27 protein-coding genes are annotated in these 26,143 nt (G+C 71.2%); 9 read left to right on the forward strand and 18 right to left on the reverse strand.

Going from position 1 to position 26,143, the window contains the following annotated elements; translation table 11 throughout:
* Nucleotides 1–135: 135 nt before the first annotated feature.
* From ACFXPL_RS25360 to ACFXPL_RS25370, 3 genes are read right to left on the reverse strand one after another with little or no spacing between them, the layout of a single operon-like run.
* Nucleotides 136–810 carry a response regulator gene (locus ACFXPL_RS25360; protein ID WP_384923772.1) on the reverse strand — a complete coding sequence of 225 codons (675 nt, stop codon included), beginning with the start codon at nucleotides 808–810 and terminating at the stop codon, nucleotides 136–138.
* On the reverse strand, nucleotides 807–2,162 hold the full coding sequence (locus tag ACFXPL_RS25365) for a sensor histidine kinase (protein WP_384923774.1): 1,356 nt from the start codon (nucleotides 2,160–2,162) through the stop codon (nucleotides 807–809). The genes ACFXPL_RS25360 and ACFXPL_RS25365 overlap by 4 nt, the downstream gene beginning before the upstream one ends.
* 56 nt (nucleotides 2,163–2,218) lie before the next feature.
* Nucleotides 2,219–2,476 carry a hypothetical protein gene (locus ACFXPL_RS25370; protein WP_384923776.1) on the reverse strand — a complete coding sequence of 86 codons (258 nt, stop codon included), beginning with the start codon at nucleotides 2,474–2,476 and terminating at the stop codon, nucleotides 2,219–2,221.
* Nucleotides 2,477–2,627: 151 nt separating this feature from the next.
* Here ACFXPL_RS25370 and ACFXPL_RS25375 point away from each other — a divergent pair, with 151 nt between their 5' ends.
* The 3 genes from ACFXPL_RS25375 to ACFXPL_RS25385 are packed head-to-tail and all read left to right on the forward strand — an operon-like array spanning nucleotide 2,628 to nucleotide 4,091.
* Nucleotides 2,628–3,185, forward strand: a complete 558-nt coding sequence (locus ACFXPL_RS25375) for a GNAT family N-acetyltransferase (RefSeq protein ID WP_384923778.1) — start codon at nucleotides 2,628–2,630, stop codon at nucleotides 3,183–3,185.
* A gap of 32 nt (nucleotides 3,186–3,217) precedes the next feature.
* Nucleotides 3,218–3,643, forward strand: a complete 426-nt coding sequence (locus tag ACFXPL_RS25380; protein ID WP_384923780.1) for a helix-turn-helix domain-containing protein — start codon at nucleotides 3,218–3,220, stop codon at nucleotides 3,641–3,643.
* Nucleotides 3,644–3,677: 34 nt separating this feature from the next.
* A complete protein-coding gene (locus ACFXPL_RS25385; RefSeq protein WP_384923782.1) occupies nucleotides 3,678–4,091 on the forward strand; it encodes a VOC family protein in 414 nt (137 codons plus the stop codon).
* Here the strand turns inward: ACFXPL_RS25385 and ACFXPL_RS25390 are convergent.
* The 6 genes from ACFXPL_RS25390 to ACFXPL_RS25415 all read right to left on the reverse strand — a co-directional run bounded on the left by ACFXPL_RS25390 (nucleotide 4,088) and on the right by ACFXPL_RS25415 (nucleotide 11,593).
* A complete protein-coding gene (locus tag ACFXPL_RS25390) occupies nucleotides 4,088–5,719 on the reverse strand; it encodes a type IV secretory system conjugative DNA transfer family protein (RefSeq protein ID WP_384923784.1) in 1,632 nt (543 codons plus the stop codon). The genes ACFXPL_RS25385 and ACFXPL_RS25390 overlap by 4 nt on opposite strands.
* 1 nt (nucleotide 5,720) lies before the next feature.
* Nucleotides 5,721–7,196: an ATP-binding protein gene (locus ACFXPL_RS25395; RefSeq protein WP_384923786.1), complete on the reverse strand. Its 1,476-nt coding sequence runs from the start codon at nucleotides 7,194–7,196 to the stop codon at nucleotides 5,721–5,723.
* 95 nt (nucleotides 7,197–7,291) lie between these two features.
* Nucleotides 7,292–8,824 (reverse strand): SCO6880 family protein, encoded by a 1,533-nt coding sequence (locus ACFXPL_RS25400; RefSeq protein WP_384923873.1) that lies wholly within the window; start codon nucleotides 8,822–8,824, stop codon nucleotides 7,292–7,294.
* A 17-nt stretch (nucleotides 8,825–8,841) separates the two neighbouring features.
* A complete protein-coding gene (locus ACFXPL_RS25405; RefSeq protein ID WP_384923788.1) occupies nucleotides 8,842–10,221 on the reverse strand; it encodes a hypothetical protein in 1,380 nt (459 codons plus the stop codon).
* Nucleotides 10,211–11,071 carry a hypothetical protein gene (locus ACFXPL_RS25410; protein ID WP_384923790.1) on the reverse strand — a complete coding sequence of 287 codons (861 nt, stop codon included), beginning with the start codon at nucleotides 11,069–11,071 and terminating at the stop codon, nucleotides 10,211–10,213. The genes ACFXPL_RS25405 and ACFXPL_RS25410 overlap by 11 nt, the downstream gene beginning before the upstream one ends.
* 213 nt (nucleotides 11,072–11,284) lie before the next feature.
* A complete protein-coding gene (locus ACFXPL_RS25415; protein ID WP_003985768.1) occupies nucleotides 11,285–11,593 on the reverse strand; it encodes a hypothetical protein in 309 nt (102 codons plus the stop codon).
* Nucleotides 11,594–12,059: 466 nt separating this feature from the next.
* On the opposite strand from ACFXPL_RS25415, the gene ACFXPL_RS25420 reads away from it, so the two are divergent.
* Together ACFXPL_RS25420 and ACFXPL_RS25425 are read left to right on the forward strand one after the other, a co-directional pair.
* On the forward strand, nucleotides 12,060–13,043 hold the full coding sequence (locus tag ACFXPL_RS25420; RefSeq protein ID WP_384923875.1) for an NlpC/P60 family protein: 984 nt from the start codon (nucleotides 12,060–12,062) through the stop codon (nucleotides 13,041–13,043).
* 336 nt (nucleotides 13,044–13,379) lie between these two features.
* On the forward strand, nucleotides 13,380–14,120 hold the full coding sequence (locus tag ACFXPL_RS25425) for a phosphatase PAP2 family protein (RefSeq protein ID WP_384923792.1): 741 nt from the start codon (nucleotides 13,380–13,382) through the stop codon (nucleotides 14,118–14,120).
* A 9-nt stretch (nucleotides 14,121–14,129) separates the two neighbouring features.
* On the opposite strand, the gene ACFXPL_RS25430 is transcribed toward ACFXPL_RS25425, so the two are convergent.
* The 4 genes from ACFXPL_RS25430 to ACFXPL_RS25445 form a co-directional block, all read right to left on the reverse strand.
* Nucleotides 14,130–14,750, reverse strand: a complete 621-nt coding sequence (locus ACFXPL_RS25430; RefSeq protein WP_384923793.1) for a sortase domain-bontaining protein — start codon at nucleotides 14,748–14,750, stop codon at nucleotides 14,130–14,132.
* Between the two features lie 35 nt (nucleotides 14,751–14,785).
* The gene (locus ACFXPL_RS25435) at nucleotides 14,786–15,772 is read right to left on the reverse strand and encodes a hypothetical protein (RefSeq protein WP_384923795.1); all 987 of its coding nucleotides are present in this window, start codon (nucleotides 15,770–15,772) and stop codon (nucleotides 14,786–14,788) included.
* Between the two features lie 248 nt (nucleotides 15,773–16,020).
* Nucleotides 16,021–17,628, reverse strand: a complete 1,608-nt coding sequence (locus ACFXPL_RS25440) for an FAD-binding oxidoreductase (protein ID WP_384923797.1) — start codon at nucleotides 17,626–17,628, stop codon at nucleotides 16,021–16,023.
* 94 nt (nucleotides 17,629–17,722) lie between these two features.
* Entirely contained in the window at nucleotides 17,723–17,920 is a 198-nt protein-coding gene (locus tag ACFXPL_RS25445; protein WP_384923877.1) for a hypothetical protein, read from the reverse strand.
* 172 nt (nucleotides 17,921–18,092) lie between these two features.
* Between ACFXPL_RS25445 and ACFXPL_RS25450 the strand changes: the two genes are divergently transcribed.
* Both ACFXPL_RS25450 and ACFXPL_RS25455 read left to right on the forward strand, forming a co-directional pair.
* Nucleotides 18,093–18,917, forward strand: a complete 825-nt coding sequence (locus ACFXPL_RS25450; RefSeq protein WP_384923799.1) for a hypothetical protein — start codon at nucleotides 18,093–18,095, stop codon at nucleotides 18,915–18,917.
* Nucleotides 18,918–19,073: 156 nt separating this feature from the next.
* A complete protein-coding gene (locus ACFXPL_RS25455; RefSeq protein ID WP_384923801.1) occupies nucleotides 19,074–19,292 on the forward strand; it encodes a hypothetical protein in 219 nt (72 codons plus the stop codon).
* Nucleotides 19,293–19,351: 59 nt separating this feature from the next.
* Here ACFXPL_RS25455 and ACFXPL_RS25460 read toward each other — a convergent pair whose 3' ends face one another.
* Nucleotides 19,352–19,816, reverse strand: coding sequence for a metal-sensitive transcriptional regulator (locus tag ACFXPL_RS25460; protein WP_384923803.1), 465 nt, complete (start codon nucleotides 19,814–19,816; stop codon nucleotides 19,352–19,354).
* Between the two features lie 216 nt (nucleotides 19,817–20,032).
* On the opposite strand from ACFXPL_RS25460, the gene ACFXPL_RS25465 reads away from it, so the two are divergent.
* Nucleotides 20,033–20,653, forward strand: a complete 621-nt coding sequence (locus tag ACFXPL_RS25465; RefSeq protein WP_329824694.1) for a DUF47 family protein — start codon at nucleotides 20,033–20,035, stop codon at nucleotides 20,651–20,653.
* Nucleotides 20,654–20,658: 5 nt separating this feature from the next.
* The gene (locus ACFXPL_RS25470) at nucleotides 20,659–21,657 is read left to right on the forward strand and encodes an anion permease (protein WP_384923805.1); all 999 of its coding nucleotides are present in this window, start codon (nucleotides 20,659–20,661) and stop codon (nucleotides 21,655–21,657) included.
* Between the two features lie 232 nt (nucleotides 21,658–21,889).
* On the opposite strand, the gene pstB is transcribed toward ACFXPL_RS25470, so the two are convergent.
* The 4 genes from pstB to pstS form a co-directional block, all read right to left on the reverse strand.
* Complete coding sequence (gene pstB, locus ACFXPL_RS25475; protein WP_384923807.1) at nucleotides 21,890–22,666, reverse strand: phosphate ABC transporter ATP-binding protein PstB; 777 nt, start codon at nucleotides 22,664–22,666, stop codon at nucleotides 21,890–21,892.
* 52 nt (nucleotides 22,667–22,718) lie between these two features.
* Nucleotides 22,719–23,801, reverse strand: a complete 1,083-nt coding sequence (gene pstA / locus ACFXPL_RS25480) for a phosphate ABC transporter permease PstA (RefSeq protein WP_384923809.1) — start codon at nucleotides 23,799–23,801, stop codon at nucleotides 22,719–22,721.
* Nucleotides 23,798–24,790, reverse strand: a complete 993-nt coding sequence (pstC, locus tag ACFXPL_RS25485) for a phosphate ABC transporter permease subunit PstC (RefSeq protein ID WP_384923811.1) — start codon at nucleotides 24,788–24,790, stop codon at nucleotides 23,798–23,800. The genes pstA and pstC overlap by 4 nt, the downstream gene beginning before the upstream one ends.
* A gap of 168 nt (nucleotides 24,791–24,958) precedes the next feature.
* On the reverse strand, nucleotides 24,959–26,098 hold the full coding sequence (pstS, locus tag ACFXPL_RS25490) for a phosphate ABC transporter substrate-binding protein PstS (RefSeq protein WP_384923813.1): 1,140 nt from the start codon (nucleotides 26,096–26,098) through the stop codon (nucleotides 24,959–24,961).
* Nucleotides 26,099–26,143 lie beyond the last annotated feature (45 nt).

The raw sequence follows: 26,143 nt of genomic DNA on the forward strand, positions 1-26,143 counted from the left end.
CAGGGGGGACCCTGTGGGAGAGTAGGACGCCGCCGAACAATTATTGTGGGAATGCCCCGCACCTTCTGGTGCGGGGCATTTCTGCGTTCCGGACCTTTTGCGGTTCTGGATCTCTTCGCGGGCGCCCGCCGCCGGTCATTCCGGGGTCACCAGCCGGCTGTCGTACGCCAGGATCACCGCCTGGACGCGGTCGCGTACGCCTGTCTTGGCGAGGATGCGGGAGATATGGGTCTTCACCGTCGATTCGGCGAGATGAAAGCGCCCCGCGATCTCCTGGTTCGACCAGCCGCGTCCGACGGCGGTGAGGATCTCCTGCTCCCGGTCGGTGAGCCGGGCCAGCTTCGGATGGGCGTCCGCAGCGGCAGCCGGGGGAGTGTTCGCCGTCGGCAGGTGGTGGGCGAACGCGTCCAGGAGACGGCGGGTGAGGCTCGGCGCCACCACCGCGTCTCCGCTCGCCACGGCCCGTATCCCGGAGAGCAGCTCCTCCGGGAACGCGTCCTTGACGAGGAAGCCGCTCGCGCCCGCCCGCAGCCCCGCGTACGCGTACTCGTCCAGGTCGAACGTCGTCAGGAGGAGGATCCTGGTGCGGCTGCCGGTCGCCACGATTCTGCGGGTGGCCTCGATACCGTCCAGGCCCGGCATACGGATGTCCATCAGCACGACGTCCGGGTGGAGTTCCGCCGCGAGCCGTACCGCCTCCGTACCGTTGCCGGCCTCGCCCAGGATCGTCATGTCGTCCTGGCTCTCCAGGAGCATGCGGAAGCCGAAGCGCTGCAAGGGCTGGTCGTCGACGACGAGCACGGTGGTCACTGGTCTGCGGTGTCCTTCCGGGGGCCGGGGAGGTGGAGTTGTACGCGCCAGCCGTTCGCCGGGTGGGGCAGCGGGCCGGCCTCAAGTGTGCCGTCGTACAGGGCCGCACGCTCGCGCATGCCGGTGAGGCCCCGGCCCGTGACGGTGGCGGGCTCGCCCCGGTGCGCGGGCCCGGGTGCTCCGGAGTCGGTGACGGTCGCCGTCACGCCGTCCCGGGCGTAGGACACGTCCACGTCGGCCCGGATCGGCCCGCCGGTGCGGTCCATGGGGTCCGCGTGCTTGAGCGTGTTGGTGAGGGCTTCCTGCACCACCCGGTAGACCGTGAGCTGCTGCCCGGCCGGCAGCGGGCCTGCGTGTCCGCGCACCGTCAGGTGTACGGGCAGACCGGCGGCCCGTACACCGTCGACCAGGTGGTGGAGATCGGCCAGCGCGGGCTGTGGGGCCAGCTCGGCGGCCTCGACGGCCCCGGCGTCCGTGTTCTCGCGCAGCACGTCCAGCAGGCGGCGCAGCTCGGTGAGGGCCTGGCGGCTCGTCGTGCCGATGGCCTCCAGCGCCTCCACCGCGCGCCGCGGGTTCCTCTCCGCCGCGTAGGAGCCGCCGTCCGCGAGGCCCGTGATGACGGAGAGGTTGTGGCCGATGATGTCGTGCATCTCCCGTGCGATACGGGCGCGTTCGGCAGCGGCGGCGAGCCGGGCCTGCTGGTCGAGCTCGATCTCCAGCCGCCGCGCGCGTTCCACCAGCGAGGCCGTGTACTCCTGGCGGCTGCGTACGGCCAGCCCCAGCAGGGCGCCCATCAGGACGACGTTCGACCCCGGCACGATGTAGTGGTTCCAACTGCCGTCCGTATAGCGGGTGACGGCCAGGACGAAGGGAGCCAGTGCCACGCCGGCGGAGCCGGCGAGCGTACGGAGCGGGAGACGCAGCGCGATGTTGCAGAGGACGACGCCCCCGAGGAAACCCGTCTGGAGGTGGGCTCCGCTCCAAGCGTTGACCAGGGCGAACGGCAGTGTCACCAGCACCACGGTGACCGGGTGACTGCGGCGCCACAGCAGGGGTACGGAGAGCCCGAGGCTCACCACCGTCACCAGCCACGTCGCCGTGTCCGGATCGAGGGCAGTGGTCCGCCAGCCGCCCGAGGCGTCGATGAGCGCCGCCAGCACGAAGCAGGCGGTGAGGTGGATGTCCCAGGTCAGGGGGTGCCGGCGGTCGAAGCGCCGGATCCGGCCCGCGAGCCGGTTCAGCCGGCCCGTGAGCGGCTGGGCACCGGCCGACCAGCCCTGGCCGGGGGCGCCACGGCCCGCGGTGGCGTGGGCGTCCGTGACGCGTTCCTTCGCCGTTGTGTCCACATCCATATTCTCGTGGCCCTCGTCGTTCTTCCGGGGAATTGTCCGGGGGTTGCCGGGAGTTGTCAGACGTCGCGGCGCTTGAGCAGGGCGCTCGCCAGGACCAGTGTCACCGCCGCCGTCAGCGCCAGGGCGAGCAGCGCGCCTCCCGGTGACGCGCCCTCCGCCACCGGCCGGGCCGAGGTGAGGGCCGTCGAAGCCTTCGTGGGTGCGTACTTCATCGCGTCGCGCACGACGTCGTACGGCAGCATGCCGAGCAGGGTCAGCGCCGCCGCGCTGCCCAGGAGGGCGCGTACCACCCCGGTGCCGTGTGGTCTGTCCATGGTGTCGACGCTAGGCAGCGGGTGGGCGCGGATCGTCGTACCGGGGGCGGGCGCCGGGGCGCCGCGTAGTACCGGGGAGGTACGGAGGCGTGCGTGTGCCGGGGGAGGAAAACGCGTTGCGGGCGGGGCGGTGCGCGCGGAGGATCGGCGCATGGACCACGTGATACGGGCGGTACGGCCCGACGAATGGCCCCGGACCAGGGAGCTGCGGCTCGACGCGCTCCGGGATCCGGCGGCGCCGGTGGCCTTTCTGGAGACGTACGAGGCGGCCGTGGCGTATCCCGACACCGTCTGGCAGGAGCGTGCGGCCGGTTTCTCGGCGCGGCAGGGGATCCGCTCCCTGGAGTTCGTCGCCGAGGCGCCCGACGGGAGGTGGTCGGGTTCGGTGGCCGTGCTGGTCGAGGAGGCCGGGCGGGAGGACTTCTTCGGGGGTACCGTCGAGCGGGCCCAGGGCCATCTCGTCGGCGTCTTCGTACGGCCCGAGCACCGGGGCGGCCTGGTCATCGGCGGGCTGGTCGCGGCGGCCCTCGACTGGGCGTGGGCGCTGGAGGACCCGCGGCTCGCGCGCGTACGGCTCCATGTCCACGAGGGGAACCCGCGGGCCGCCGCCGCGTACCGCAAGCTCGGCTTCGTACCGACGGGGGTGACCGTGCCGATGGCGGGCGACCCCTCGGCGAAGGAGCTGGAGTGCGCGATCGCGCGTCCCTGAGCGGGCGGGCGGGAGCGTGGTGTGATGGTGGCGTGAGCCGCGCCGCAGAAGAGACCAACCGCCGGATGCTCCGCGCGCGGGACGCGATGGACCGCGACTACGCGCGGCCGCTGGACGTCCCGGCCCTGGCCCGGATCGCCCATGTGTCGCCGGCGCACTTCAGCCGCACGTTCCGGGCGACGTTCGGTGAGACGCCGCACCGCTACTTGCAGCGCCGTCGTGTCGAGCGGGCCATGTTCCTGCTGCGGGAGAGCGACCACAGCGTGACGGACATCTGCTTCGAGGTGGGCTTCGGCAGTCCGGGGACCTTCAGCCGGACGTTCCACGACATCGTCGGGCGGTCGCCGAGGACGTACCGGAAAGAGGCCGTGGCCCAGGCTGCGGCCAGGGAAGCGGAGGCCGCCGGCGTGCCGAACTGCTTCACGATGGCGTGGATGCGGCCGAGCAGTTCTGGATAAGTTTTCGCCCGGCTCGCCCAGTAGCGTGATGAACATGTTCAACGCCATCACGCACTCGCAGATCTACGTCCTCGACCAGGACGAAGCCCTCGACTTCTACGTCGGCAAGCTCGGCCTGGAGGTCAACACCGATGTCGACCTGGGCTTCATGCGCTGGCTGACCGTCAGCGTCCCCGGCCACCCGGAGCGTCAGGTCCTGCTGGAGAAGCCGGGGCCTCCCGCGATGTCCGAGGAGACGGCGCGGCAGGTCCGGGAGCTGGTCACCAAGGGCGCGACGGGCGGTTCGCTCTTCTTCAGCACGGACGACTGCCGTAAGACGTACGAGACGCTGCTGGCCCGGGGTGTCGAGTTCACCGACGAGCCCACCGAACGTCCGTACGGAACCGACTGCGGCCTCCGTGACCCCTTCGGCAACAGCATCCGCTTCACCCAGCCCGCCGCCGGCTAGGGTCCGCCGCGGCCCTGAGGGGCGTCCGGCAGGTCCTCGTGGGGCCAGCGGTCCTTGCCCTGCTGCCGGGAGCGGAGCAGGGCAAGTGTCGGCATGCCTCGCTCCTGGCCGGTGGTCAGCAGCTCCGGGACGCGGGGGAACGGGGCCACCGCCGCCACATCGTCCAGGACGAGGGACATTGGTGGGTCGAGCCGACCGTCAGATGACCGTGCGGCCATGCGGCGGCCGTGCTCGACCACGCTTGAGGTGAGTGCGGTGAGCAGCGGCATCGCACCCGGGCGGGCGCGGGGATCTTCGATCGACTCGCCCACCACATAGAGCGTGCCCCCCTCGCTCACAAAAGAATCCAACGCGAGGGCATCGGTTCTGTTCGGTGTGCAGGCGTTCCGGATATGGACCGACGAAAGGGCGGAGAGCGCACGCGCCGTCAACTGCTGTGCGACCTCCCGGCGTTCGGGGTGTCCGGTGAGCGCGGACTCCAGCAGTCCGGCGAGGCCCGAGGCCGCCTTGGGGTGCGTACGGAGTATCCGTACGGCCTCCTGAGCGCCCCCGCCCTGCGCCCAGCGCAGCACCTGCTTCACCGGCCGCGCGTCCACCGCCGCGGCATGCAGCCAGCAGCGCAGGAGCGTCTCCGCCGTGTCGGCCATGGCGGCGTCGAGCAGGGCGCGCGGGCGTACGGGGAAGAGCAGCGCGGTCGCGCGGGCGGCGGCGGTGGCGGGGTCCTCGCATCCGGCGGTGGGGGACCAGTGGAGCCGGTCGGGGGTGTCGCAGAGGTGGCCCGGGTCGTAGACGAGGACGGGGCCGAGCTTGGCCCGCGCGTCCTTGGTCTCGGCCCAGACGGCCGGGGCGGAGGTGACGACGAGGGCGGGGCCTGCGGCCTCCAGGACGGCCTGGACGGCGGCGGGGCGGCGGCCTGCGGGGTCGCCGTACCGTACGCGCGGGGCGGGGACGGACACCGTGGCGAGGACGGGCACCGGGGCCGGTGCGGGGGGCGGTTCCTGGAGCGGGACGGATACCGACGGGTCCGGTGCGGGGGCCGGGCTCGGTCTCGGGCCCGGGGCGGGCTGCGGGGCCGGGCCCGGTCTCCGTTGTGGGCTCTCGCCGAACGTGTCGTGCGCCGGCGGCGCGTGGGCCGCCGGCGCGTGCTCCAGGGGGTGTTCCAGCGCGGGCTCGTGGGCCTGCGCGGCGGTCTGGCGGGGTAGGGCGTCCCCCGCGTCCCGTTCGTACCGCTGCTTCTCCTTGCGTCTCGCCCGTACCGCCCGGTAGCGCGCCGTCACCCCGAGCACGAACACCGTCAGGACGGTCAGCACCATGAGCTGGCTGATCAGCAGGCCCCAGAACAGTCCGTACCCCGACAGTTCTCCCGGCGGGGTCTGGGGCCAGGCGCCCGGCAGGTCGTGCGGCGCCGAGGCCAGTTCGCGTATGGCGAGCGGCGTACGTGTGAAGGTCACTCCCCGCGGCCAGCCGCCGTGGGTGAACAGCCCCGCCAGCCCCGTGGCCGTCCAGACCAGCAGCGTCAGCCCGAGCAGGAAGCCCAGCAGGCCCACCAGCAGCCCGTCGGGGATGCCGCCCTGGCCGCCTGGTCCGCCCGGTCCTGGCCGCCGTTCCTCCTGGTGGTGGCGCGGCATGTCACGCCACCGTCGACTCGGAGGACTCGTCGAACTGCCGTTGCCGTTCGAGGAGGGCGGCCCGTTGTTCCGCCTCCCACTCCGCGGCCCGCATGTCCTCGTGCGGCTGGTGAGGGTCCGCCGGCAGCAGCCCGGTGCGCCGGGCCTCGGCCGCGTCGGCGGCGTCCGACGCCTCGGAGTTCTCGGTCATCGCCCGGTCGGTGAAGACCAGCGGCTGTTCCGCCTCCGTGACCAGGTGTTTGACGACCTGGACATTGCCGTTGACGTCCCAGACCGCGATGCCGGGGGTGAGCGTCGGGATGATCTCCACCGCCCAGCGGGGCAGGCCGAGGACCCGGCCCGTCGCTCTGGCCTCGTCGGCCTTCTGGGCGTAGATCGTCCGGGTCGAGGCCATCTTGAGGATGGCGGAGGCCTCGCGGGCGGCGGCGCCGTCGACCACGTCGGAGAGGTGGTGGACCACCGCCACGAACGAGAGGCCGAGCCGGCGGCCGAACTTCAGCAGCCGCTGGAAGAGCTGGGCGACGAAGGGCGAGTTGATGATGTGCCAGGCTTCCTCGACCAGGAAGATGCGCTTCTTGCGGTCGGGGCGGATCCAGGTGTGCTCCAGCCAGACGCCCACGATCGCCATCAGGATCGGCATGGCGATCGAGTTGCGGTCGATGTGCGAGAGGTCGAAGACGATCAGCGGGGCGTCCAGGTCGATCCCGACGCTGGTCGGCCCGTCGAACATGCCGCGCAGGTCACCGTCGACCAGCCGGTCCAGGACCAGGGCGACGTCCAGGCCCCAGGCCCGTACGTCGTCCAGGTCGACGTTCATGGCCTCGGCCGACTCGGGTTTCGGATGGCGCAGTTGTTCGACGATGTCCATCAGCACGGGCTGCCGGTCGGTGATCGTCCCGTTGACGTAGGCGTGCGCCACCTTCAGCGCGAAGCCGGAGCGCTCGTCGAGGCCGTGGCCCATGGCGACTTCGATGATCGTACGGAGCAGGGCGAGCTGCCCGGTCGTGGTGATCGACGGATCGAGCGGGTTGAGCCGGATCCCGTGGTCGAGCGCCGCCATCGCGTCCAGCCGGATGGGGGTTATGCCCAGCTGCTGGGCGATGAGGTTCCACTCGCCGGAGCCGTCCTCGCCCTGGGCGTCCAGGACGACGACCTGGCGGTCGCGGAAGCGGAGCTGGCGCAGGACGTACGTCTTCTCCAGCGCCGACTTGCCGTTGCCTGACTCGCCGAGGACGAGCCAGTGCGGGGCGGGGAGCTGCTGTCCGTACAACTGGAAGGGGTCGTAGATGTAGCCCTTGCCGCTGTAGACCTCACGGCCGATGATCACACCCGAGTCGCCGAGGCCGGGGGCCGCGGTGGGCAGGTAGACGGCCTGGGCCTGGCCCGTCGACGTACGGACGGGCAGCCGGGTCGTCTCCACCTTCCCGAAGAGGAAGCTGGTGAAGGCTTCCGTGAGGATGGACAGCGGATCTCGCACCACAGGCCCCTTTCGGCTCTTCGGCTACGGCGGATACGGCGGATACGGCGGCTACGGCGGGATGTGACGGCTGGGGCGGCGAGGGGCCGCCGGTGTCAGCGGCGGATTCCGGTCGCGAACGGCAAGGTGTTCACGAAGGCCCGGTGGTGCTCGCGATCGCACCACTCCAGCTTCAGGTACGACTTGCCGGCCGACGCTCTGATCGTCCGCTTGTCCCTGGCAAGGGACTCGGGAGACCGGGACGACACGGTGATGTACCCGACGAGGTTGACCCCCGCTGCCCCGCTGGCGAGATCTTCACCCCGCTGGTCCAGCCGGCCGTGCGCGGCGATGTCGCGCGGGTCGACCGTACGGTTCATCTTGGCGGCGCGGCTGGCTTCCGCGTCGTCGTTGGTCTTCTCCGTCAGCATCCGCTCGATGGCGATCTCGGTCGGTTCGAGGTCCATCGTGACCGAGACCGTACGGATCACATCGGGGGTGTGGACGAGCAGCGGCGCCAGGAAGTTGACGCCCACGGGGGTCATGGGCCACTCCTTGACCCAGGCGGTGGAGTGGCACCAGGGCGCGCGCGTCGACGACTCGCGCGTCTTGGCCTGGAGGTACGTCGGCTCCATGGCGTCCAGCTCGGCCGGCCAGGCGTTTCGTTTCGTCATGGCCTGGATGTGGTCGATGGGGTGGTCCGGGTCGTACATCGAGTGCACGAGCGAGGCCAGCCGCCCCTGGCCGAGGGGCTGCCGTACGCGGATGTCCGCCTCGGCGAGCCGGGCGCAGATGTCGGTCAGCTCGCGGGCCATGACGACGGCGAGGCCCGCGTCCCGGTCGAGTTTCTTGCTCCCGGCGGCCTGGCGGGCGGCGCGGGCCATGGCCTGGCCCTCGGCGGCCAGTTCGCGCGTGTAGTGCATACAGGCGACGAGGTAGGCGCGGTGCTGCTCGCTGGAGGTGGAGACCATCGACTGGAGCTGGTCGTACGAGTCCTGGAGCCAGCCCGGTGAGGAGGCGTCGCCGCGCTGGGCCACGTCCTTCTCGTGCGCGTCGGGGTCGGCGGGCAGCGTACGGGCGAGCATCTGGATGCGGGTGACGAAGCCGTCGCCGTTGGCGACATGCTTGAGGAGGGTGCCGAAGCGGTCGACCAGGGCCTCCTGGTCCTCGCTGTCGCGCAGGCCGACGCCGGGGCCCTCGATCTCGATGGCGGCGGTGACGGTGCGGCGGTCGGCGTGGAGCAGGACCGCGATCTCGTCCGGGCCGAAGGGCGCGGCCAGCCAGTTGATCCGGCCGATGCCGGGGGGCGGGCCGACCTCGACCTCGCGCCCGTCGGTCCGGGTGCCGGCCTCCATGGCGCCCGAGCGGTAGACGGTGCCGTTGCGCAGGGTGCGCTTGAAGCTGCGGTTGATCTCGAACCACTTGTAGACCGTGCGGTGCTTGTACGGCACGTACACGGCGGCGAGCGCCAGCAGCGGGAAGCCGGTCAGCGTCACGATCCGCAGGGACAGGACGGGCACCAGCAGACCGCACATCATGCCGACGAACGCGCCGGCGATGATCAGGGCGATCTCGCCGGTCTCGCGGTTCTTGCCGACGATCGCGTTGGGCCTGGCGCGGCCGATGAGATACGTACGGCGGGGCGCCATCGGTTGGGTGTGGGTCGTCAACGCCCTCCACCTCCAGTGCTGTTGTTGCCGTTACCGGTGCCGCGTGAGCCGCGTGCGCTGTGGGGGGTGGAGCTGGTGGGGCTGGAGCGGGGCGGGGGCGCGACGGAGGGAACATGCCCGCCGCCTGCCCCGCCTCCTCCGCCGCCGCTTCCGGAGGAGCTGCGCGCGCTGTGCGCGGCGACGCCGCCGGAGACCGGGTTGGCGGGGCGCGCGCCCCCGCCGCCTCCGCCTCCGCCGTCGCCCTGGCCGCCGCGGCCGCTGTGCGTCTTGATGCCCTGCGAGACGAGAGCGGCGGGCGAACTGATGAGGGCGGCGGCCTGGGAACCGTCCGTGGCCTGCTTGCGGTTGGTACGGGCGGAGGCGACCTCGTCGCCGAAGCCGGGCACGAAGCGGTAGATCATCGCCGAGGCGAAGATCGCGAGGATGATGATGGCGAGGCCCGAGACGACGGCGGAGAGCGCGTCGGGGCCGCTGTCGGCGGAGAGCGCGCCGGCCAGGGCGAGGACGATCACGATCACCGGTTTCACCATGATGACGGCGATCATGATCCCGGCCCAGCGGCGGACGTGCCCCCACATGTTCTTGTCGACGAGCCCGGCGTAGACGACGGTGCCGAGCAGCGCGCCGACGTAGAGGAGGGCGGCCCGGATGATCAGCTCCAGCCAGAGGACACCGGCGGCGAGGATCGACACGAGCGAGACGACGATCAGCATGATCGGCCCGCCGCCGATGCTGTCGCCCTTCTTGAGCGCTTCGGAGAAGCCGCCGAAGAAGACGTCCGTCTGGCCGCCGCTGGAGGTGGAGATGACCTCGGTGACGCCGTCGGTGGCGGAGACGACGGTGTAGAGGATGAGCGGGGTGAACGCGGAGGCGAGCACGGTCAGCCAGAGGAAGCCGATGGCCTCGGAGAGCGCGGTGGTGAGGGGGACGCCCCGGATGGCGCGCTTGGCGACGGCGAGGAGCCAGAGGACGAGGGTGAGGATGGTGGAGGCGGCGAAGACGACGGCGTACTGGCGGAGGAAGGCGGCGTTGGTGAAGTCGACGTTGGCGGTCTCCTTCACGGCGGCGCTGAGCTTCCCGACGATCCACGCGGCGGCGTCGGCGCAGCCACGGGCGAGGGAGGCGAGGGGGTCGAGGGCGTCGGCAGGGTCCGAGGTGGTGCTGCTGGGGGCCCCGGCCCCTTTCTCGCCGTCCTCGCAGTAGTCCTTGGCCTTGCCGACGATCAGGTTGCAGACGCTTTCGTCGGCGCTGGGCGACGGCGACGGTGAGGGAGTAGGCGCGGCGGACGCACGGGTGGCCAGGGTGAGGACCAGCGCCGACGCGCCCAAGAGGGACGCGACGATCGAAGAGGCGCCTGGGCGTCGGCTACCGGGCATAGGTGAAGCCTCCGAACTGCTCGACAGCCTTGCTCATCTCGTCCGCCGTGGAGGCCGCGACATCGCCGGGGACCGGCGCCGGGCCGTCCTTCTGCGATTCCGCGGCGATCTTCCAGTCGTTGCCCGACCAGCGCAGTTCGAAGGTGCCCGTCTGCCAGGTCGTACGCACCGGGTCCGTGGAGTCGGGGCCCGACATTCCGATCAGCCCCGTGTACCAGACCGACACCTTCGCCGTGTCGCCCGCCATGTTCTCCACCTTCGTTCCCACCGGGATCGTCCGGGAGATGAAGTCGCTGCCCTGTGGCGGGCTGCCCTCCGCGTCCAGGCCCAGTTTCCGCAGGAACTCGGGGGAGTACGCCTGGTCCTGCGGTCCCTTCAGCCGGGCCGCCGCCTCGGGGGTGTAGACGCTGTCGACGATGGTGTGGCGGGTGTCCCGGTGGAACATGCCGTCCGAGCCCAGGGCCACCGCGTAGTTCGCCGCCGCGCTCGCCGCGCCCTGTTCGTTCTTGGCGAAGCCCGAGGGGATCGTTCCGTTCCGGCCCGTCACCGGCTTCACGCCCGTTGCCGCCGTCGGGTCCGATCCCGCGCCCGCCGCGCCCTTGGCGGAGTTGCCCGCCGTGTCGCGGTCGCCTCCGCGGTTCACGAACGCGATGGCGGCGATGAGCAGGACGACGACGCCCACCACGGTGACGAGGGAGCGCGAGCCGCGCCCCGGGCGGCGCGGGCCGCCGCCGTAGGGGGCGGTGCCTCTGGGGTCGGGCAGGCGGGTACGGGTCTGGCCCGAGCCGCCGAAGCCGTCGTCCTTGCGGCCCGAGTCGCCGCCGTAGCCGTGCTCGTCGCCGAAGCTCATGCCGCGTACGCTCCCTCAGCCGTGTGCGATTTCGCGTAGTACGACGGTAGCCGTGCTGGTTCCCGCGCGGGCGCGGTGTGGTGACTCGACATCAGGGTGACGCAACCTCAGCGGGTGGGTGCGAGGGACAGGTGGGGTTGAGGGGTGGGCGGGGGCTAGGAGAGGGGAGGGGAGGCCGGGAAGGAGACGGAGGGCGGCGGGGCCGGCCCGTCGCTAGACGGCCATGCCGTACACGATGGTGAACAGCGTGCCCAGTGAGCCGATGATGAAGACGCCGGTCAGCCCGGCGACGATCAGGCCCTTGCCCTGCTCCGCGCTGAAGGTGTCCCGGAGCGCCGTCGCCCCGATCCGTTGCTTCGCCGCGCCCCAGATCGCGATGCCGAGGCAGAGGAGGATGGCCACGGCCATCACCACCTCGATCATGACTCGGGCCTCGTTCCCCAGTGTCCCGAAAGGCCCCCAGTTGGGCGCGATGCCACCGATGATGGTGGTGATGTCGCCCTTTTCGGCCGCCAGGTACATGTAACTCACCGCCCCTGTTGGGTCATTCACGCCCGTGCCCCATGACACGGGTCACGCTCTATCTTCGCTGATGGAACCGGCCTCGTGGGCCGCTTGGCGGCTCTCTTTACCCGATCCCCGCACAGATGACCGACCCGGGGCCCTGACCTGCCACGGAGCGGGTGGTGCGCGACTGCGTACGGTTACTCTGTGTATCACGCGGCGTGACTCCGGGCAATGACTGTCGTTGGTACACCTTTATGGTCCTGATCATCCGGGTACAGGCCGGTATGCCGTCGGAGGGCCGCCCCGGGCACGGACCGGTCCGCCGGTGCCGTGCGCCCCCTGTGTCCTCATGTCCTCGAAGTGCACCCCCTGATCCGGGGGCCTCCCGCCTACACTGGCCAATCGACAGGGGCCCTGAGGCGGAGGGTGGGTGACGGTGCGTAAGGCATGGCTGGCCGTGGCCGGGGCGGGTGGGCTGTCGATGTCCTTCGTCGCCCTGCTCGTCGTGGGGACCTACTCCGCAGCCGCCGGACTCGTCGGCGGTGCCGCGGGGGGCGGCCGGGCCGTGGGTCTGGCCAAGGGGGCCGTTCCCGCCGCGTACCAGAACATCGTGTCCACCTGGGGCAACCTCTGCCCCGCCATCAACCCCGCACTGCTCGCCGCGCAGTTGTACCAGGAGAGCGGGTGGAACCCGAGCGCCCAGAGCCCGGCGAACGCCAAGGGCATAGGGCAGTTCATCCCCGGTACGTGGGAGGCCCACGGGATCGACGGGAACAAGGACGGTGTCCGGGACATCTGGGACCCGGCCGACGCGATCCCCTCCGCCGCCTCGTACGACTGCGAGCTGGCCAAGTACGTGAAGGACGTGCCCGGCGACCGGACCGCCAACATGCTCGCGGCGTACAACGCCGGGGCGTACGCGGTCATCAAGTACCAGGGCGTCCCGCCGTACCGGGAGACCCAGAACTACGTCAAGATTATCCGCACGCTGGAGAAGAGCTTCGCCCGGCCCGTCGGGCGGGTCGAGCCGTCGAGGCAGGCCGCCGCGGCCATCTACTTCGCGCAGCAGAAGCTCGGCACGCCCTACCTCTGGGGCGGGAACGGGACCGCCGAGCAAGGGGGCCGGTTCGACTGCTCGGGGCTGACGCAGGCCGCGTACCGGACCGTGGGGATCGAGCTGCCCCGGGTGGCCAACGACCAGTACAACGCGGGCAAGCATCCCTCGCGGAACGAGCTGCTGCCCGGGGATCTCGTCTTCTTCTCGGACGATCTCGCCGACTCGCGGGCCATCCGGCACGTCGGGCTCTACGTGGGGGGCGGGTACATGATCAACGCACCGTTCACCGGTGCCGTGATCCGGTTCGACAAGATCGACACCCCGGACTACTTCGGGGCCACCAGAGTCACCGAGGACGGCGCGAAATCGCTGCCGACCGAACTGCCGGGAAGCCGTCCCGAAGCCTGAACCGGGCGGGCGTTCGGCGATCGGGCGCCGATCGGACGGTGGCAGGGCGCGGGGTGAGTGACCGACGACCGGTCGGCCAAGTGGCCGGAAGTCTTCGTCCTGGAGCGGCGCTGAGCTGCGACTTTGTGTCACTCTTCGATAACGTCATGGTGATCGTTCGGTAGAGACTGGAACGGCGGCGGCGCGTAGGCCGTTCCCTGGACGGTAGCTGCGGTACTGATCACTCTGATCGCGCGGCATGTCGCGCAGATGTTCCGTACCGACCACGGGGGTTGGTGGAAGCGGCGCACACGGAGGTGTGCCGCGGCGGGCTTACAAGGCAAGGGGCCGCAGCAGATGGCTGGACTCGTACTGGACGGTTCGAACCCCGACGTCGGCCTGCTCTACGACATCAACGGACTGGCCAAGGACGCCCCGTCCTGGTCCGACCGCGTCATGGGGTTCACCGGTGAGTACGGGATCCTGCTCGCGCTGGTGCTGGTCGCGCTCTGGTGCTGGTGGAGCGTGCGGCGCCGCGGCTCGGCCGAGGACTCGGTCACGGCCGTCGCCGGGCTGGTCTGGGCGCCGCTCGCCGCCGGGATCGCCCTGCTGGTCAACATTCCGATCCGCGGGTTCGTGGAACGGCCGCGGCCGTTCGTCGACCACAGGAACATCGAAGTCCTCGTCACGGGCAAGACCGACTACTCGTTCGTCAGCGACCACGCCACGATGGCGATGGCCGTAGCCGTCGGGATCTTCATCGCGCACCGCAGGTTCGGCATGGCCGCCATCGGCCTGGCCCTCCTCGAAGGCTTCTGCCGCGTCTACATGGGCGTCCACTACCCGACCGACGTGATCGGCGGCTTCGCCCTCGGCACGGCCGTCGCCCTGCTCCTGACGCCCCTCGCGCTCGCGCTGCTGACACCGCTGGTCTCGGCGGTCTCCCGCTCGGCGCGGCTCGGCGTTCTCGTACGGTCGCGGCGCGCGCGGGAGGCGGACCGCGCGGCGGGCGCCGACGGGTCCGTCGACGCGGTCGGCGGTACGCGGCCCCTGGGCATCCCCGAGCCGCGCCCGGACGACAACAACCTGGCCGCCTGACGCACTCGGTCACGGGGCCACCGCCGCGCTGACCACCACGTTCGAGTCCCAGTGGCCTTCCGCGTCGATGACCCCGCCGCAGGTGATCAGCCGTAGCTGCGGGTCGGGCACCGGACCGTAGACCCGCCCGGTGGGGAAACGCTTCGTCGGGTACGTGTCGACCGCCGTCACCCGGAACTGCCGCCGGGTGCCGTCGCCCGACTCCGTCTCGATCGCGTCGCCCACCCGCAGCCGGCCCAGCTTGGCGAAGACCGCGTTCTTGATGTTGTCCCGGCCGTTGCGGACCGGGACGGTGCCCGGGTTGGCCGGGGCGTCCCGGTGGCCGACCAGCACGGCCGGGCCCGGCTCGCCGGGGCGCGGTCCCGCCGCGTACCAGCCGACCTTCATCGCGTGCCGGAAGCTCGGCGCGTCCAGCGTGCCGGCCGGGTCGAGCGCGAGCGGCTGGATCGCGGCGACGACACCGAGCGCCGGGATCCGCAGCCTTACGGGGGCGGAGGGCGCGTCCGTGACGCGGACGAGGCGGGGCTCGCGGGCGGGGGCCGTCGCGTGGTGCGGTGCGGCGGGCGGCGCGGCCGTCAGGCGCAGCAGTACGGCGGTGGCCGCGCCCAGGACCGCGACCGCGAGCAGCACCCGTATCGCGCGGTCCGTCCCGCCCGCCTTTCCGGTCAGGGCTCCCCGCCCGTCGCGCGGCGCTGGAGGCGGCGTACCACCAGGATCGTGCCCGCGGAGGCGGCGGCGGTGGTGCCGATGGCGAGGGACAGCTCGGCCACGCGGTCGCGTCCGGCGGAGCCCGTGGTGCCGGCGGCGGCGACCGGGTGGTCGGCGCCGCCCCGAGCCGCGCCGGACGGGGTGACCCGGATCGCCCCGACGGACGGGCTGCTCGCGGCCGAAGCCCTTTGGGTGACCGGAGGCATGGGGGCGGCGGAGGCCTTCCGTGTGACCGTGGCGGGCGCCGAGGTGCCGGCTTTCCGCGTGGCCGGGGTGGAGGCATTCCGGGAGGCGGTGGCCGGGGTGCGGGCCTTCCGGGTGGCTGAAGTGGTGGCCGGGGCCGGGGCCGTCGGGGGTCTGGCCCGGGAGGTGGCCGAGATCGTCCCGGACGAGGACGGCCGCGGTGAGGTCGCGGGACGCGCCGATGCCGAGCGCCGCGGTGAGGTCGACGCGCCCGCGCCCGTACCCGCGCCCGTCGTCAGCGCGGTGCCGTCCGGGGCCACCAGGCTGAAGCCCGGCACGTGCTGCCCCTCGGGGTGGTTCGGCCGGTCGTTCTTGTAGTAGTAGAGCGGATACCCGTTGTAGACGACCTGCGGCCGGCCGCTGTTCGCCGCGCGCAGCAGGGTCCGTGAGGTGATGGCCGTCACGCCCCGCGCCTTGATCGGAAAGCCTGTGGCCGCGGGCCAGGTCCTGGCGCACGCGCCCGTGCACGGCGGGCCGTCGGACCGGTCCGCCGTCCGCAGGTAGAGGGGGTTGCCCGACCGGTCGGCCAGCGCCGGGCCCGCCGCGGTGTCGATGAGCCTCAGCTCACCCGGATCGGTCGGCCGGTCGACGGCCGACGCGGTACCGGCGCCCGGCGCGAGGAGGAGCAGGGTGGCGGCGGTGACGGTGACGGGTACGGCTATCCGGAGTCCGGTTCCGGGGCGGTTTCCGGGTCGGTGCATGAGTACGCCCTTGTGGTCGGTGGCCTGGCGGTGCGGGTCTGCTACCAGGTCATCGCCGGGCGTACCGTACGGCCACCTCGGTGGGCCGTACGGACTAGACGTGTCATACCGAAGGAGCGGGCGTCCGCCCCGCCCGCACGGGGAGGCGCCCCGCCCGCACGGGGAGGCGCCCCGGCCGTACGGGGAGGCGCCCCGCCCGCACGGGGAGGCGCCCCGGCCGTACGGGCAGGTGTCCCGCCGTACGGGCCCTACAGCGCCTGCGGGAAGTCGAAGAGCCTGTCCGGGTCGTACCGGTGCTTCAGCCGGGCCAGCCGGTCCGCCGCCGTTCCGTAGTACGCCGTGCGCCAGTCGGTCAGCGCCGGGTCGACGTAGTTCTGGTAGGCCGCGCCCGACGCGTACCGGCGCATCGCTCCGTGAGCGGCTTTCAGCCACGCCCGCTGCTCGGTTCCCGGGGTGCCGGAGCGCCACGCGCCGACGTACTGCGCCAGCATCCGCGAGCGCCGGTGGACGAAGGCCGTCGCCGCCGGATCGACGCGGTTGACCGCCCCGCCGAGCGCGGTGAGCGCGATGGTGCCGCCGCCGCCCTGGGCGACCGGGAGCCGGGTGAACCCCTCGACCGCGCCGGTCAGGGCGCGCCGTCCCGCGGCGGAGAGGGAGCGGTCGAAGAAGTCGGAGGCGCCGGCGTACGTCTCGCGCGTGAGCATGCCCCCGGGGGCGCGGCCGGGGGTCGTGCCGGGCAGGCCGCACTGTTCCTCGGAGTAGCCGGCGCAGCCCGCGTACCCGAGCATCGCCTCCTCGTAGCCGCGGCGGCGTACGGAGACGGAGCGCGCGGAGCCGGGACCGCCGGGGCCGTCGGCGAGCCGGTCGACCGCGTTCTTGAGGTCCTGCTCGGTGCCGAGGGAGAGGACGGAGAGCGAGACGGTCGGCGTACCGCCGCCGGGGCCCGCCGAGAGGTGGAGGGCGGACCAGATCTCGTCCGGCTGCTCGGGCCCCCACTTCTGCCAGGCGGCGAGCAGCGTGTCCGCCTTCGCCCAGGGCCAGCTCGCGTTCGCGACGACGACCTCGGGCGCGGGGTGGGTACGGAAGCGCAGCTCGGTGACGACGCCGAAGTTGCCGTTCCCGGCGCCGCGCAGCGCCCAGAAGAGGTCCTTGTTCCGCCGCGCGTCGGCGGTCAGGCGCTTGCCGTCGGCCGTGACGACGGTCGCGGAGAGGAGGCTGTCGCAGGTGAGCCCGTAGGCGCGGCTGGTGACGCCGTGTCCGCCGCCCAGGGTGAGCCCGGCGACGCCGACCGTGGGGCAGGACCCGGCGGGGATCGTCCGGCCGTGGGCGGCGAGCGCGCGGTAGACGCCGGAGAGCCGGGCGCCCGCGCCGATGGTGGTCTCCGTGGCCGCGTACGTGAGCGAGTCGAGCCGTGTCACGTCGATGACGAGCCGGCCGTTGCCGCTGGACCAGCCCGCGTACGAGTGGCCGCCGCCGCGGATCGAGACGGGCGTGCGGTGCGTGCGCGCGAAGGCGAGGCACGCGCGGATGTCGTCCTCGCCGGAGGCGTAGGCGACGGCGGCGGGCTTCAGGTCGTCGTAGCGGGTGTTGTAGAGCTGCCGGGCCGTGGCGTACGCGGCGTCGCCGGGCCGTACGAGATCGCCGTCGAGCCCCCGCGCGAGCGCGGTCCAGCTCGGTCCTGTCGAGGTGGCGGACACGGAAGCGGGCCGGGACGGTTCCGGCCGGCCCGGCGCCTTACCGGAGTCGCCCGTCCCGCTTCCGCTCCCGCTGCCTGTGCCGCTGCCTTCAGGGCTTGAGCAGGCCGTCGCCGTGGCGGTCAGGCCGACCGCGGCGGTGAGCAGTGTGCGCCGTTCCATGTACGCCCCTCCCGATGACCGCGTCCCCATGGCGATCCGTTGGAGTACAGGACGGGTCACAGGGTGCGGCGGGTTCCCTCGGGCGGCCGGAGTCTCAGCGCGGGGCGTCCCCGGTGTCGCCGGATTCCCCGGCGTGGGCGGTGGCGTCCGTACGGGCGCGGTCGCGGGCTCTTCGGGCCGGGCCCGACCAGCCGCAGGTGCAGCGCGCCAGACAGAACGACCCGCGTTCGACCGTCGAGGCCGTATGCGCCGTACGCACCGCGGTGGGGGACGCGGGGGACGCGGGGGATATGGCGGAGAGGGCGGTGGGGGGTTCGGAGACGTCGTGCTCGCTCACCTCTCCACCGTACCGGTGAGTCCGCGCCCCGTGACCGGGTCCGGCGTGACGGGGAACGGGGCACGTCGTTATCCGGAACGGTTGAGCATCGGACAAACGGCGGTCACGCGTTGGGGGTTGGCAGGCGATGGTGGTGCGGCAGCACGGACACAGAGGAGCGGCGTTCGCCGCCCTGGCCCTGGCGGGGGTCGTGGCCGGCGGTGGCTGTTCCGTGAGCGGTGGCGTGGCGGCCGACGACCGGGTGGGCAGCGACCCCGGGGCGGTGCGTAAGGCGGCCGACGTGCTGCGCGCCGCGGGCAGCTCCAAGGCCCGGACGTCCATGGAGATGGCGGCCGGCGGGACCCGGGTGACCATCAGGGGCGAGGGCGGCTACGACTTCGGCCGCCGGATGGGGCGGCTCCAGGTCGTCCTGCCCAGGGACCCCGCGGGCACGAGCGGGCACCGGCCGATCACCGAACTGCTCTCGCCGGGCGTGCTCTACATGAAGAACCGCGGGGCCGGGGTGCCCGCCGACAAGTGGGTCAGGGTGGACTCGACGGCCCTGGACGACGGGAATCTGGTCACCGGCGGGGTGACGGATCCGCTCACCTCCGCGGAACTGCTGCGGGCCGCCCGGGATGTGACCTTCGTCGGTGAGCAGGATCTGGCCGGGGTGCGGGTCCGCCACTTCAGGGGGGTCACCGATCTGGGCCGCGCCGCGAGGACGGCGTCGGCGGACGCGCGCGGGGCGCTGGCCGCGGCGGCGAAAGGGTTCGGCGCGGACGCGGTGCCGTTCGACGCGTATCTGGACGAGGCGGGGCGGCTGCGCAAGGTGAGGCACCGCTTCAGCTATCTCAACCAGGGGCAGCCGGTCGAGGTCGCCTCGACGACGCTGCTGTACGCGTTCGGGGAGCGGGTCGCGCTCACGCTGCCCCCGGAGGACGACATCTTCAGCGGAGAGATCAAGACCTGAGCGGTGCGGGGGCGGCAAGATCAGATCAAGCCGTAACCGAGGAGGACCAAGACGGAAATGGTCCGGACGTGCCATGCGCGGCGTGTATCACCCTCCCTACGCTAGGAAGCCGAGACCGGCGGGACCGGACGGACCGGCAGGAAGAGGTGAGGGCACGTGGCTCTGGTGCGTACGCCGACCGTTCACGACCATGTGGCCCTCGCCGAGATCGAGTGGTGCGGCGAGCTGATGATCGCGGCGTCCGCGACGGACGGGGAGCGGCTCAGCCCCGACCGTATCGACGAGGTGCTGAACGTACGGGCCGAGCGCCCGACGCCCCCGCGCCACCCGCAGCCGCCCCGGGGCCCCCGCCGACGGGAGCCCTGTCCGGAGTGAAGGTGCCCGGCCGTGCGTCCCGCTCCGGGTGAGGGCGCCGGCTCCACAGGGGGCCGGGGTCAGGTGCGGAGCAGCCGGGCGATCGCCTTCGTCGCCTCCTCCACCTTCGCGTCGATCTCGTCGCCGCCCCTGACCGCGGCGTCGGCCACGCAGTGGCGCAGATGCTCCTCCAGGAGCTGGAGGGCGAAGGACTGGAGCGCCTTGGTCGACGCGGAGACCTGGGTGAGTATGTCGATGCAGTAGACGTCCTCGTCGACCAGGCGCTGGAGCCCGCGGATCTGGCCCTCGATCCGGCGCAGTCGTTTGAGGTGCTCGCCCTTCTGGTGGTGGTAGCCGTGGACCCCGTGGTCGTGGCCGGTTTCGGCCACCGATGTCGCGGTCGTCGCCTCAGTGGCGTCCGCGGCGTCCGCGGCGTACGTGGCGTCCGTAACGCTCGCCGTGCTCGCCGCGGATCCCTCGGACGTCGCGTTCGTCACGGAGGGCGCGCCGCCCGTCGCCGCGCCGGCCGCCTCTGTGGTCGTCATCGCGTCCTCCTGCTGGTGTTCTGTGCGCTTCGTGTGCGCTGCCCGAAAAGGTTGATATACCCCTCGTGGGTATATGGTACCCGTCTGTGAGCCTTGGGGCAGGGCCCTGTCCTCATGTCCTTGACCCATGAGTGACACTGGGGTGCCGGTTAGCTGTGGCCGGATGATGCGCCTAGCATCACCCCTGACCGAATCCATGTAACCCGAGGACCCCACGTGCGATTTCGTCTGACCCCCAGGGAGACGAGCTTCTACGACATGTTTGCCGCCTCCGCGGACAACATCGTCACGGGCTCCAAGCTCCTGATGGAACTCCTCGGTGCGGATTCCTCCGCCCGGGCCGAGATCGCGGAGCGGATGAGGGCAGCGGAGCACGCGGGCGACGACGCCACTCACGCGATCTTCCATCAGCTCAACTCCTCCTTCATCACGCCGTTCGACCGCGAGGACATCTACAACCTGGCGTCCCAGCTCGACGACATCATGGATTACATGGAGGAGGCCGTCGACCTGGTCGTCCTCTACAACGTCGAAGAGCTTCCCAAGGGCGTCGAGCAGCAGATCGAGGTCCTCGCGCGCGCCGCCGAGCTGACCGCCGAGGCCATGCCGCACCTGCGGACGATGAACAACCTCACCGAGTACTGGATCGAGGTCAACCGGCTGGAGAACCAGGCCGACCAGATCCACCGCAAGCTGCTCGCCCACCTCTTCAACGGCAAGTACGACGCGATGGAAGTACTCAAGCTCAAGCAGATCGTCGACGTGCTCGAAGAGGCCGCCGACGCGTTCGAGCACGTCGCGAACACGGTGGAGACCATCGCCGTCAAGGAGTCCTGAACCACGTGGACACCTTTGCGCTGATCGTGACCATCGGTGTCGCGCTCGGCTTCACGTACACCAACGGCTTCCACGACTCCGCGAACGCGATCGCGACCTCGGTCTCCACCCGGGCCCTGACACCGCGTGCCGCGCTCGCGATGGCCGCCGTCATGAACCTCGCGGGCGCGTTCCTGGGACAGGGCGTCGCCAAGACCGTCAGCGAAGGGCTGATCGCCACCCCGCACGGCTCGCGGGGCATGGGCATCCTCTTCGCCGCGCTGGTCGGCGCGATCGTCTGGAACCTGGTCACCTGGTACTTCGGTCTGCCGTCCTCCTCCTCGCACGCGCTGTTCGGCGGCATGGTGGGCGCCGCGCTCGCCGGCGGTACGGACGTCATCTGGGGCGGTGTCCTGGAGAAGGTCGTCATCCCGATGTTCGTCTCGCCGGTCATCGGTCTGGTCGTGGGCTATCTGGTGATGGTCGCGATCATGTGGATGTTCCGCAGGACCAACCCGCACAAGGCCAAGCGCGGCTTCCGCATAGCCCAGACCGTCTCGGCGGCCGGCATGGCGCTCGGGCACGGCCTCCAGGACGCGCAGAAGACGATGGGCATCGTGGTGATGGCCCTGGTCATCGCCGATGTCGAGGGCTCGGGCGACGAGATCCCGGTCTGGGTGAAGATCGTCTGTGCGCTGATGCTCTCCCTCGGTACGTACGCGGGCGGCTGGCGCATCATGCGCACGCTCGGCCGGAAGATCATCGAGCTGGACCCGCCGCAGGGCTTCGCGGCGGAGACGACGGGGGCGTCGATCATGTTCGGCTCGGCGTTCCTGTTCCACGCGCCGATCTCGACGACGCATGTCATCACCTCGGCGATCATGGGTGTGGGGGCGACGAAGCGGGTGAACGCGGTCCGCTGGGGTGTCGCCAAGAACATCATCCTGGGCTGGTTCATCACGATGCCCGCGGCGGCGCTGGTGGCGGCCGTCAGCTTCTGGCTGGTCAACCTCGCCTTCGGCTGACCGGCTGACCGGCTGACGGACCGGCCTGAGGGCCCGGTCCGTACCGTCCGCGCCCGGCGCGCTTCCGTACAACGTGATGGGGCCCGCCCCCCTGGGAGAGGGGGCGGGCCCTTCGTCTTGCGGTGGCACCGCCATGCAGCACCGCAGGACGTCTGTGTCGCCAGGTCCGGCCGTCCGAACCCCTCCGGAAGGTTCCGGGACGGACCTACCGCCCGGAGGGGGTCGGAGTGACCTATCCGAAGCGGCCGGAGATGTAGTCCTCCGTCGCCTGCACGGACGGGTTGGCGAAGATCCGCTCGGTCTCGTCTATTTCGATGAGCTTGCCGGGCTGGCCGACGGCCGCCAGGTTGAAGAAGGCCGTACGGTCCGAGACCCGCGCCGCCTGCTGCATGTTGTGCGTCACGATGACGATCGTGAAGCGCTCCTTCAGCTCACCGATCAGGTCCTCGATCGCGAGCGTGGAGATCGGGTCCAGCGCCGAGCACGGCTCGTCCATCAGCAGCACCTCCGGCTCGACCGCGATCGCGCGGGCGATGCACAGCCGCTGCTGCTGGCCGCCGGAGAGTCCGGAGCCGGGCTTGTTCAGGCGGTCCTTGACCTCGTTCCAGAGGTTCGCGCCCTTGAGGGACTTCTCGACGACGTCCGCCAGCTCGTTCTTGCGGACGGTGCCGTTCAGCCGCAGCCCCGCCGCGACGTTGTCGAAGATCGACATGGTCGGGAACGGGTTCGGGCGCTGGAAGACCATGCCGACGGTACGGCGGACCGCGACCGGGTCGACGTTGGTCCCGTACAGGTTCTCGTCGTCCAGCAGCACCTTGCCCTCGACGCGGCCACCGGGGGTGACCTCGTGCATCCGGTTCAGGGTGCGCAGGAAGGTGGACTTGCCGCAGCCGGACGGGCCGATGAAGGCCGTCACCGAGCGGGGCTCGACGGTCATCGAGATGTCGTCGATGGCCCGGTGGGAGCCGTAGAAGGCGGTCAGTCCGCTGACGTCGATGCGCTTGGCCATTACAACCACTGCTTCTTTCGTGGCTCCGCGCGGCGGAGCCGGGTCTCGGGCCTCAGCGGCCGGTCTTCGGGGCCTTCCAGCGGGCGATGCCGCGCGCCACCAGGTTGAGGATCATCACGAACGCGATCAGCACCAGCGCTGCCGCCCACGCACGGTCGACCGACGCCACTTCACCGAGCTTGTACTGCTCGTAGATGTAGAAGGGGAGCGACGACTGGGCACCCTCGAAGGGGTTGTTGTTGATGAGCTGGCTGCCGAAGACGAGAAGGATGATCGGCGCGGTCTCGCCCGCGATACGCGCGATCGCGAGCATCACACCGGTGGTGATGCCGCCGATCGCGGTCGGCAGGACCACCTTGAGGATCACCCGCCACTTCGGTACGCCGAGGGCGAGCGCGGCCTCGCGCAGCTCGTTCGGTACGAGCTTGAGCATCTCCTCGGTGGAGCGGACCACGACGGGGAGCATCAGGATCGTCAGCGCGAACGAGCCCATCAGGCCGGACGGCTGGGTGTTGGTCATCAGCATCAGCGAGAGGATGAACAGACCGGCGACGATCGACGGGATGCCCGTCATGACGTCCACGAAGAACGTCACCGCCTTGGCGAGCCCGCCCTTGCCGTACTCCACCAGATAGACGGCGGTCAGCAGACCGATCGGCGTGGCGATCACCGTGGCGATGCCGACCTGCTCCAGCGTGCCGATCAGCGCGTGGTAGACGCCGCCGTTCGCCTCGGAGCCGAGGACCCCGGCCATGGAGTGCGTCAGGAAGTTGATGTCGAGGACCTTCGCGCCGCGCACGATCGTGGTCCACAGCAGCGAGAACAGCGGGATGACGGCGAGGACGAAGCACACCCAGACGACGCTGGTGGCGAGACGGTCCCTGGCCTGGCGCTGGTTCTCGACGGCCGTCGTGACGGTGTACGAGACGACGAGGAAGGCGACGACGGCGATCAGGCCCCACTGGACCTTGCTGCTCAGGCCCGCGCCCGCGCCGATGGCGACGCCGATGAGCACGCCGATCGCGGCGAAGCCGGCCGGGGCCCAGCGCGGCAGGCTGCGCTGGCTGAGGCTGCCGCGCCGGCCGCCGGACGGCGGCAGCGGGGTCGGCGTGTCCTGGATGGTCGCGTGGCTCATGCGTTGGCCCCCGAGTACTCCTTGCGGCGCGCGATGATCAGCCGGGCCGCACCGTTCACCAGCAGGGTGAGGACGAAGAGGACCAGGCCGGAGGCGATCAGGGCGTCACGCCCCAGCTCGTCGGCCTCGTCGAACTTCGCCGCGATGTTCTGGGCGAACGTGCCGCCGCCCGGGTCGAGCAGGTGGAGCGAGATCAGGTAGTTCGGGGAGAGGACCGTGGCGACGGCCATCGTCTCGCCGAGCGCGCGGCCGAGCCCCAGCATGGAGGCGGAGATGACGCCCGAGCGTCCGAAGGGGAGCACGGAGAGCCGGATGACCTCCCAGCGGGTGGCGCCGAGCGCGAGCGCGGCCTCCTCGTTCATCCGCGGGACCTGGAGGAAGACCTCCCGGCTGACGCTCGTCACGATCGGCAGGATCATGATCGCCAGCAGGATGCCGACGGTCAGCATGTTCCTGGCGGGGCCGGGCTGCGTCTGGTCGAAGAGGTACGTCCACGAGAAGTACTCGCTGAGCCAACTGTTGAGACCGCCGAGGTACGGCACGAGCACCACGGCACCCCAGATGCCGTAGATGATGCTCGGCACGGCGGCCAGCAGGTCCACCACGTACGCGAGGGGAGAGGCCACCTTGCGCGGCGCGTAGTGCGAGATGAACAGGGCGATGCCGACAGCGATCGGAACCGCGATGACCATCGCGATGATCGAGCTGACGATCGTGCCGAAGAGCAGGACCGCGATGCCGAAGACCGGCGGGCTCGCGGAGGGGTTCCAGTCGAAGGTCGTGAGGAAGTTGCCCTCGTCCTTCGAGATGGCGATGGTGGCGCGGTAGGTGAGGAACACCGCGATCGACGCCATGAGGACGAGCAGCAGAATGCCCGAGCCCTTGGAGAGGCCCGAGAAGATGTTGTCGCCCGCGCGGCCCGTGGAGGACCGGGACGGGGGATCGGCCGGCGGGGCCGGCGGAACGTCTGTCGGTGTGGTGGAAGCCATGTCTTTCCGGTCTGTGTGGGGGAGCGCCGGCTCCCCTGGCGGCGGTGCACCGGATGGGGTGGGGCGGCCACCGGCCCGGAGGGGTGCGCCGGGCCGGCTGCCGTCACCGTGGAACGAGGGGTACGTGGCCTCTCCTCACGGGGAGACCACGTACCGGGTCGGGCGGTGTCAGGAGAGCGAGGCGACCGTCTCGCGGACCTTGGCGTTGATCTCGGCCGGGATCGGGGCGTAACCCGCCTCGGAGAGCAGCTTCTGGCCGTCCTCGCTGGAGGTGTAGGTCAGGAAGGACTTCATCGTGGCGAGCGTGGCCGGCTTGTTGCCCTTGTCGCAGGCGATCTCGTACGTCACCAGGACGATCGGGTAGGCACCGTCGGCCTTGGTGGTGTAGTCGAGGTCGAGCGCCAGGTCCTTGCCGGTGCCCTTGATCTTGGCGGCGGCGATGGCCTTGGAGGCGTTCTCCGAGGTGGCCTCGACCGGGGCGCTGGCGCCCGTGTCGATCTTGACCGTGGAGATCTTCTGCGAGGTGGCGTACGAGAGCTCGAAGTAACCGATCGCGCCGTCCACCTGCTTCACCTGCGTGGCGACACCGGCGGAGCCGGAAGCGGCCTGGCCACCGGGGGCGGGCCACTTCTTCTCGGCCTCGTACTTCCAGTCGGAGGAGGCCGTGGCGCCCAGGTACTTGCCGAGGTTCTGCGTGGTGCCGGAGTCCTCGGAGCGGTGGAACGCCTGGATCGGCTTGTTCGGCAGCTTGGCGGACGGGTTGAGCGCCTTGATCGCCGGGTCGTTCCAGGTCTTTATCTTGCTGTCGAAGATCTTGGCGAGGGTGGGCGCGTCGAGGACGAGGCTGTCCACACCCTCCAGGTGGTAACCGATCGCGATCGGTCCGCCGACCATCGGCAGGTTGATGCCCTGGCCGCCGCCCGTGCACGACTTCTTCGAGTCGGCGACCTCTTCGGGCTTGAGCGCCGAGTCGGAACCGGCGAAGCCGACCGTGCCCTGGTTGAACGCCACGATGCCCTCGCCGGAGGAGGAGGACTTGTAGTTGACCTCCACGCCGGAGCAGGTCGCCATGTAGTTCTTCACCCAGAGGTCCATGGCGTTCTTCTGCGCGCTGGAGCCGGACGCGAGCAGCTGGCCCTTGGCGTCCTTGCACACGGCGCTGGAGGCGGCGCTGGACTTCGTGCCACTGCCGGTCGTGCTGCCCTCGCTGTTGTTGTCCGAACCGCACGCCGTGAGAACCAGGGCGCCGGAGACGGCGAGGGCACCGAGCGCGGTGGCGCGCAGCCCGTTCTTGCGCTGAAGCTTCACTTTTGGGGTGTTCCTTCCAGGAGCCGCCGGTCTGACCTGTTGTAC

It is taken from the genome of Streptomyces sp. NPDC059092 (assembly GCF_042756365.1).
Classification (GTDB): Bacteria; Actinomycetota; Actinomycetes; order Streptomycetales; family Streptomycetaceae; genus Streptomyces.

Bases quoted from the DNA above. Each gene is read 5' to 3' on its own strand.
- ACFXPL_RS25365 (WP_384923774.1), bottom strand. From the start codon at position 2,162: ATGGATGTGGACACAACGGCGAAGGAACGCGTCACGGACGCCCACGCC.
- ACFXPL_RS25370 (WP_384923776.1), bottom strand. From the start codon at position 2,476: ATGGACAGACCACACGGCACCGGGGTGGTACGCGCCCTCCTGGGCAGC.
- ACFXPL_RS25375 (WP_384923778.1), top strand. From the start codon at position 2,628: ATGGACCACGTGATACGGGCGGTACGGCCCGACGAATGGCCCCGGACC.
- ACFXPL_RS25385 (WP_384923782.1), top strand. From the start codon at position 3,678: ATGTTCAACGCCATCACGCACTCGCAGATCTACGTCCTCGACCAGGAC.
- ACFXPL_RS25390 (WP_384923784.1), bottom strand. From the start codon at position 5,719: ATGCCGCGCCACCACCAGGAGGAACGGCGGCCAGGACCGGGCGGACCA.
- ACFXPL_RS25400 (WP_384923873.1), bottom strand. From the start codon at position 8,824: ATGGCGCCCCGCCGTACGTATCTCATCGGCCGCGCCAGGCCCAACGCG.
- ACFXPL_RS25405 (WP_384923788.1), bottom strand. From the start codon at position 10,221: ATGCCCGGTAGCCGACGCCCAGGCGCCTCTTCGATCGTCGCGTCCCTC.
- ACFXPL_RS25410 (WP_384923790.1), bottom strand. From the start codon at position 11,071: ATGAGCTTCGGCGACGAGCACGGCTACGGCGGCGACTCGGGCCGCAAG.
- ACFXPL_RS25415 (WP_003985768.1), bottom strand. From the start codon at position 11,593: ATGTACCTGGCGGCCGAAAAGGGCGACATCACCACCATCATCGGTGGC.
- ACFXPL_RS25420 (WP_384923875.1), top strand. From the start codon at position 12,060: ATGTCCTTCGTCGCCCTGCTCGTCGTGGGGACCTACTCCGCAGCCGCC.
- ACFXPL_RS25425 (WP_384923792.1), top strand. From the start codon at position 13,380: ATGGCTGGACTCGTACTGGACGGTTCGAACCCCGACGTCGGCCTGCTC.
- ACFXPL_RS25435 (WP_384923795.1), bottom strand. From the start codon at position 15,772: ATGCACCGACCCGGAAACCGCCCCGGAACCGGACTCCGGATAGCCGTA.
- ACFXPL_RS25440 (WP_384923797.1), bottom strand. From the start codon at position 17,628: ATGGAACGGCGCACACTGCTCACCGCCGCGGTCGGCCTGACCGCCACG.
- ACFXPL_RS25450 (WP_384923799.1), top strand. From the start codon at position 18,093: ATGGTGGTGCGGCAGCACGGACACAGAGGAGCGGCGTTCGCCGCCCTG.
- ACFXPL_RS25460 (WP_384923803.1), bottom strand. From the start codon at position 19,816: ATGACGACCACAGAGGCGGCCGGCGCGGCGACGGGCGGCGCGCCCTCC.
- pstB (WP_384923807.1), bottom strand. From the start codon at position 22,666: ATGGCCAAGCGCATCGACGTCAGCGGACTGACCGCCTTCTACGGCTCC.
- pstA (WP_384923809.1), bottom strand. From the start codon at position 23,801: ATGAGCCACGCGACCATCCAGGACACGCCGACCCCGCTGCCGCCGTCC.
- pstC (WP_384923811.1), bottom strand. From the start codon at position 24,790: ATGGCTTCCACCACACCGACAGACGTTCCGCCGGCCCCGCCGGCCGAT.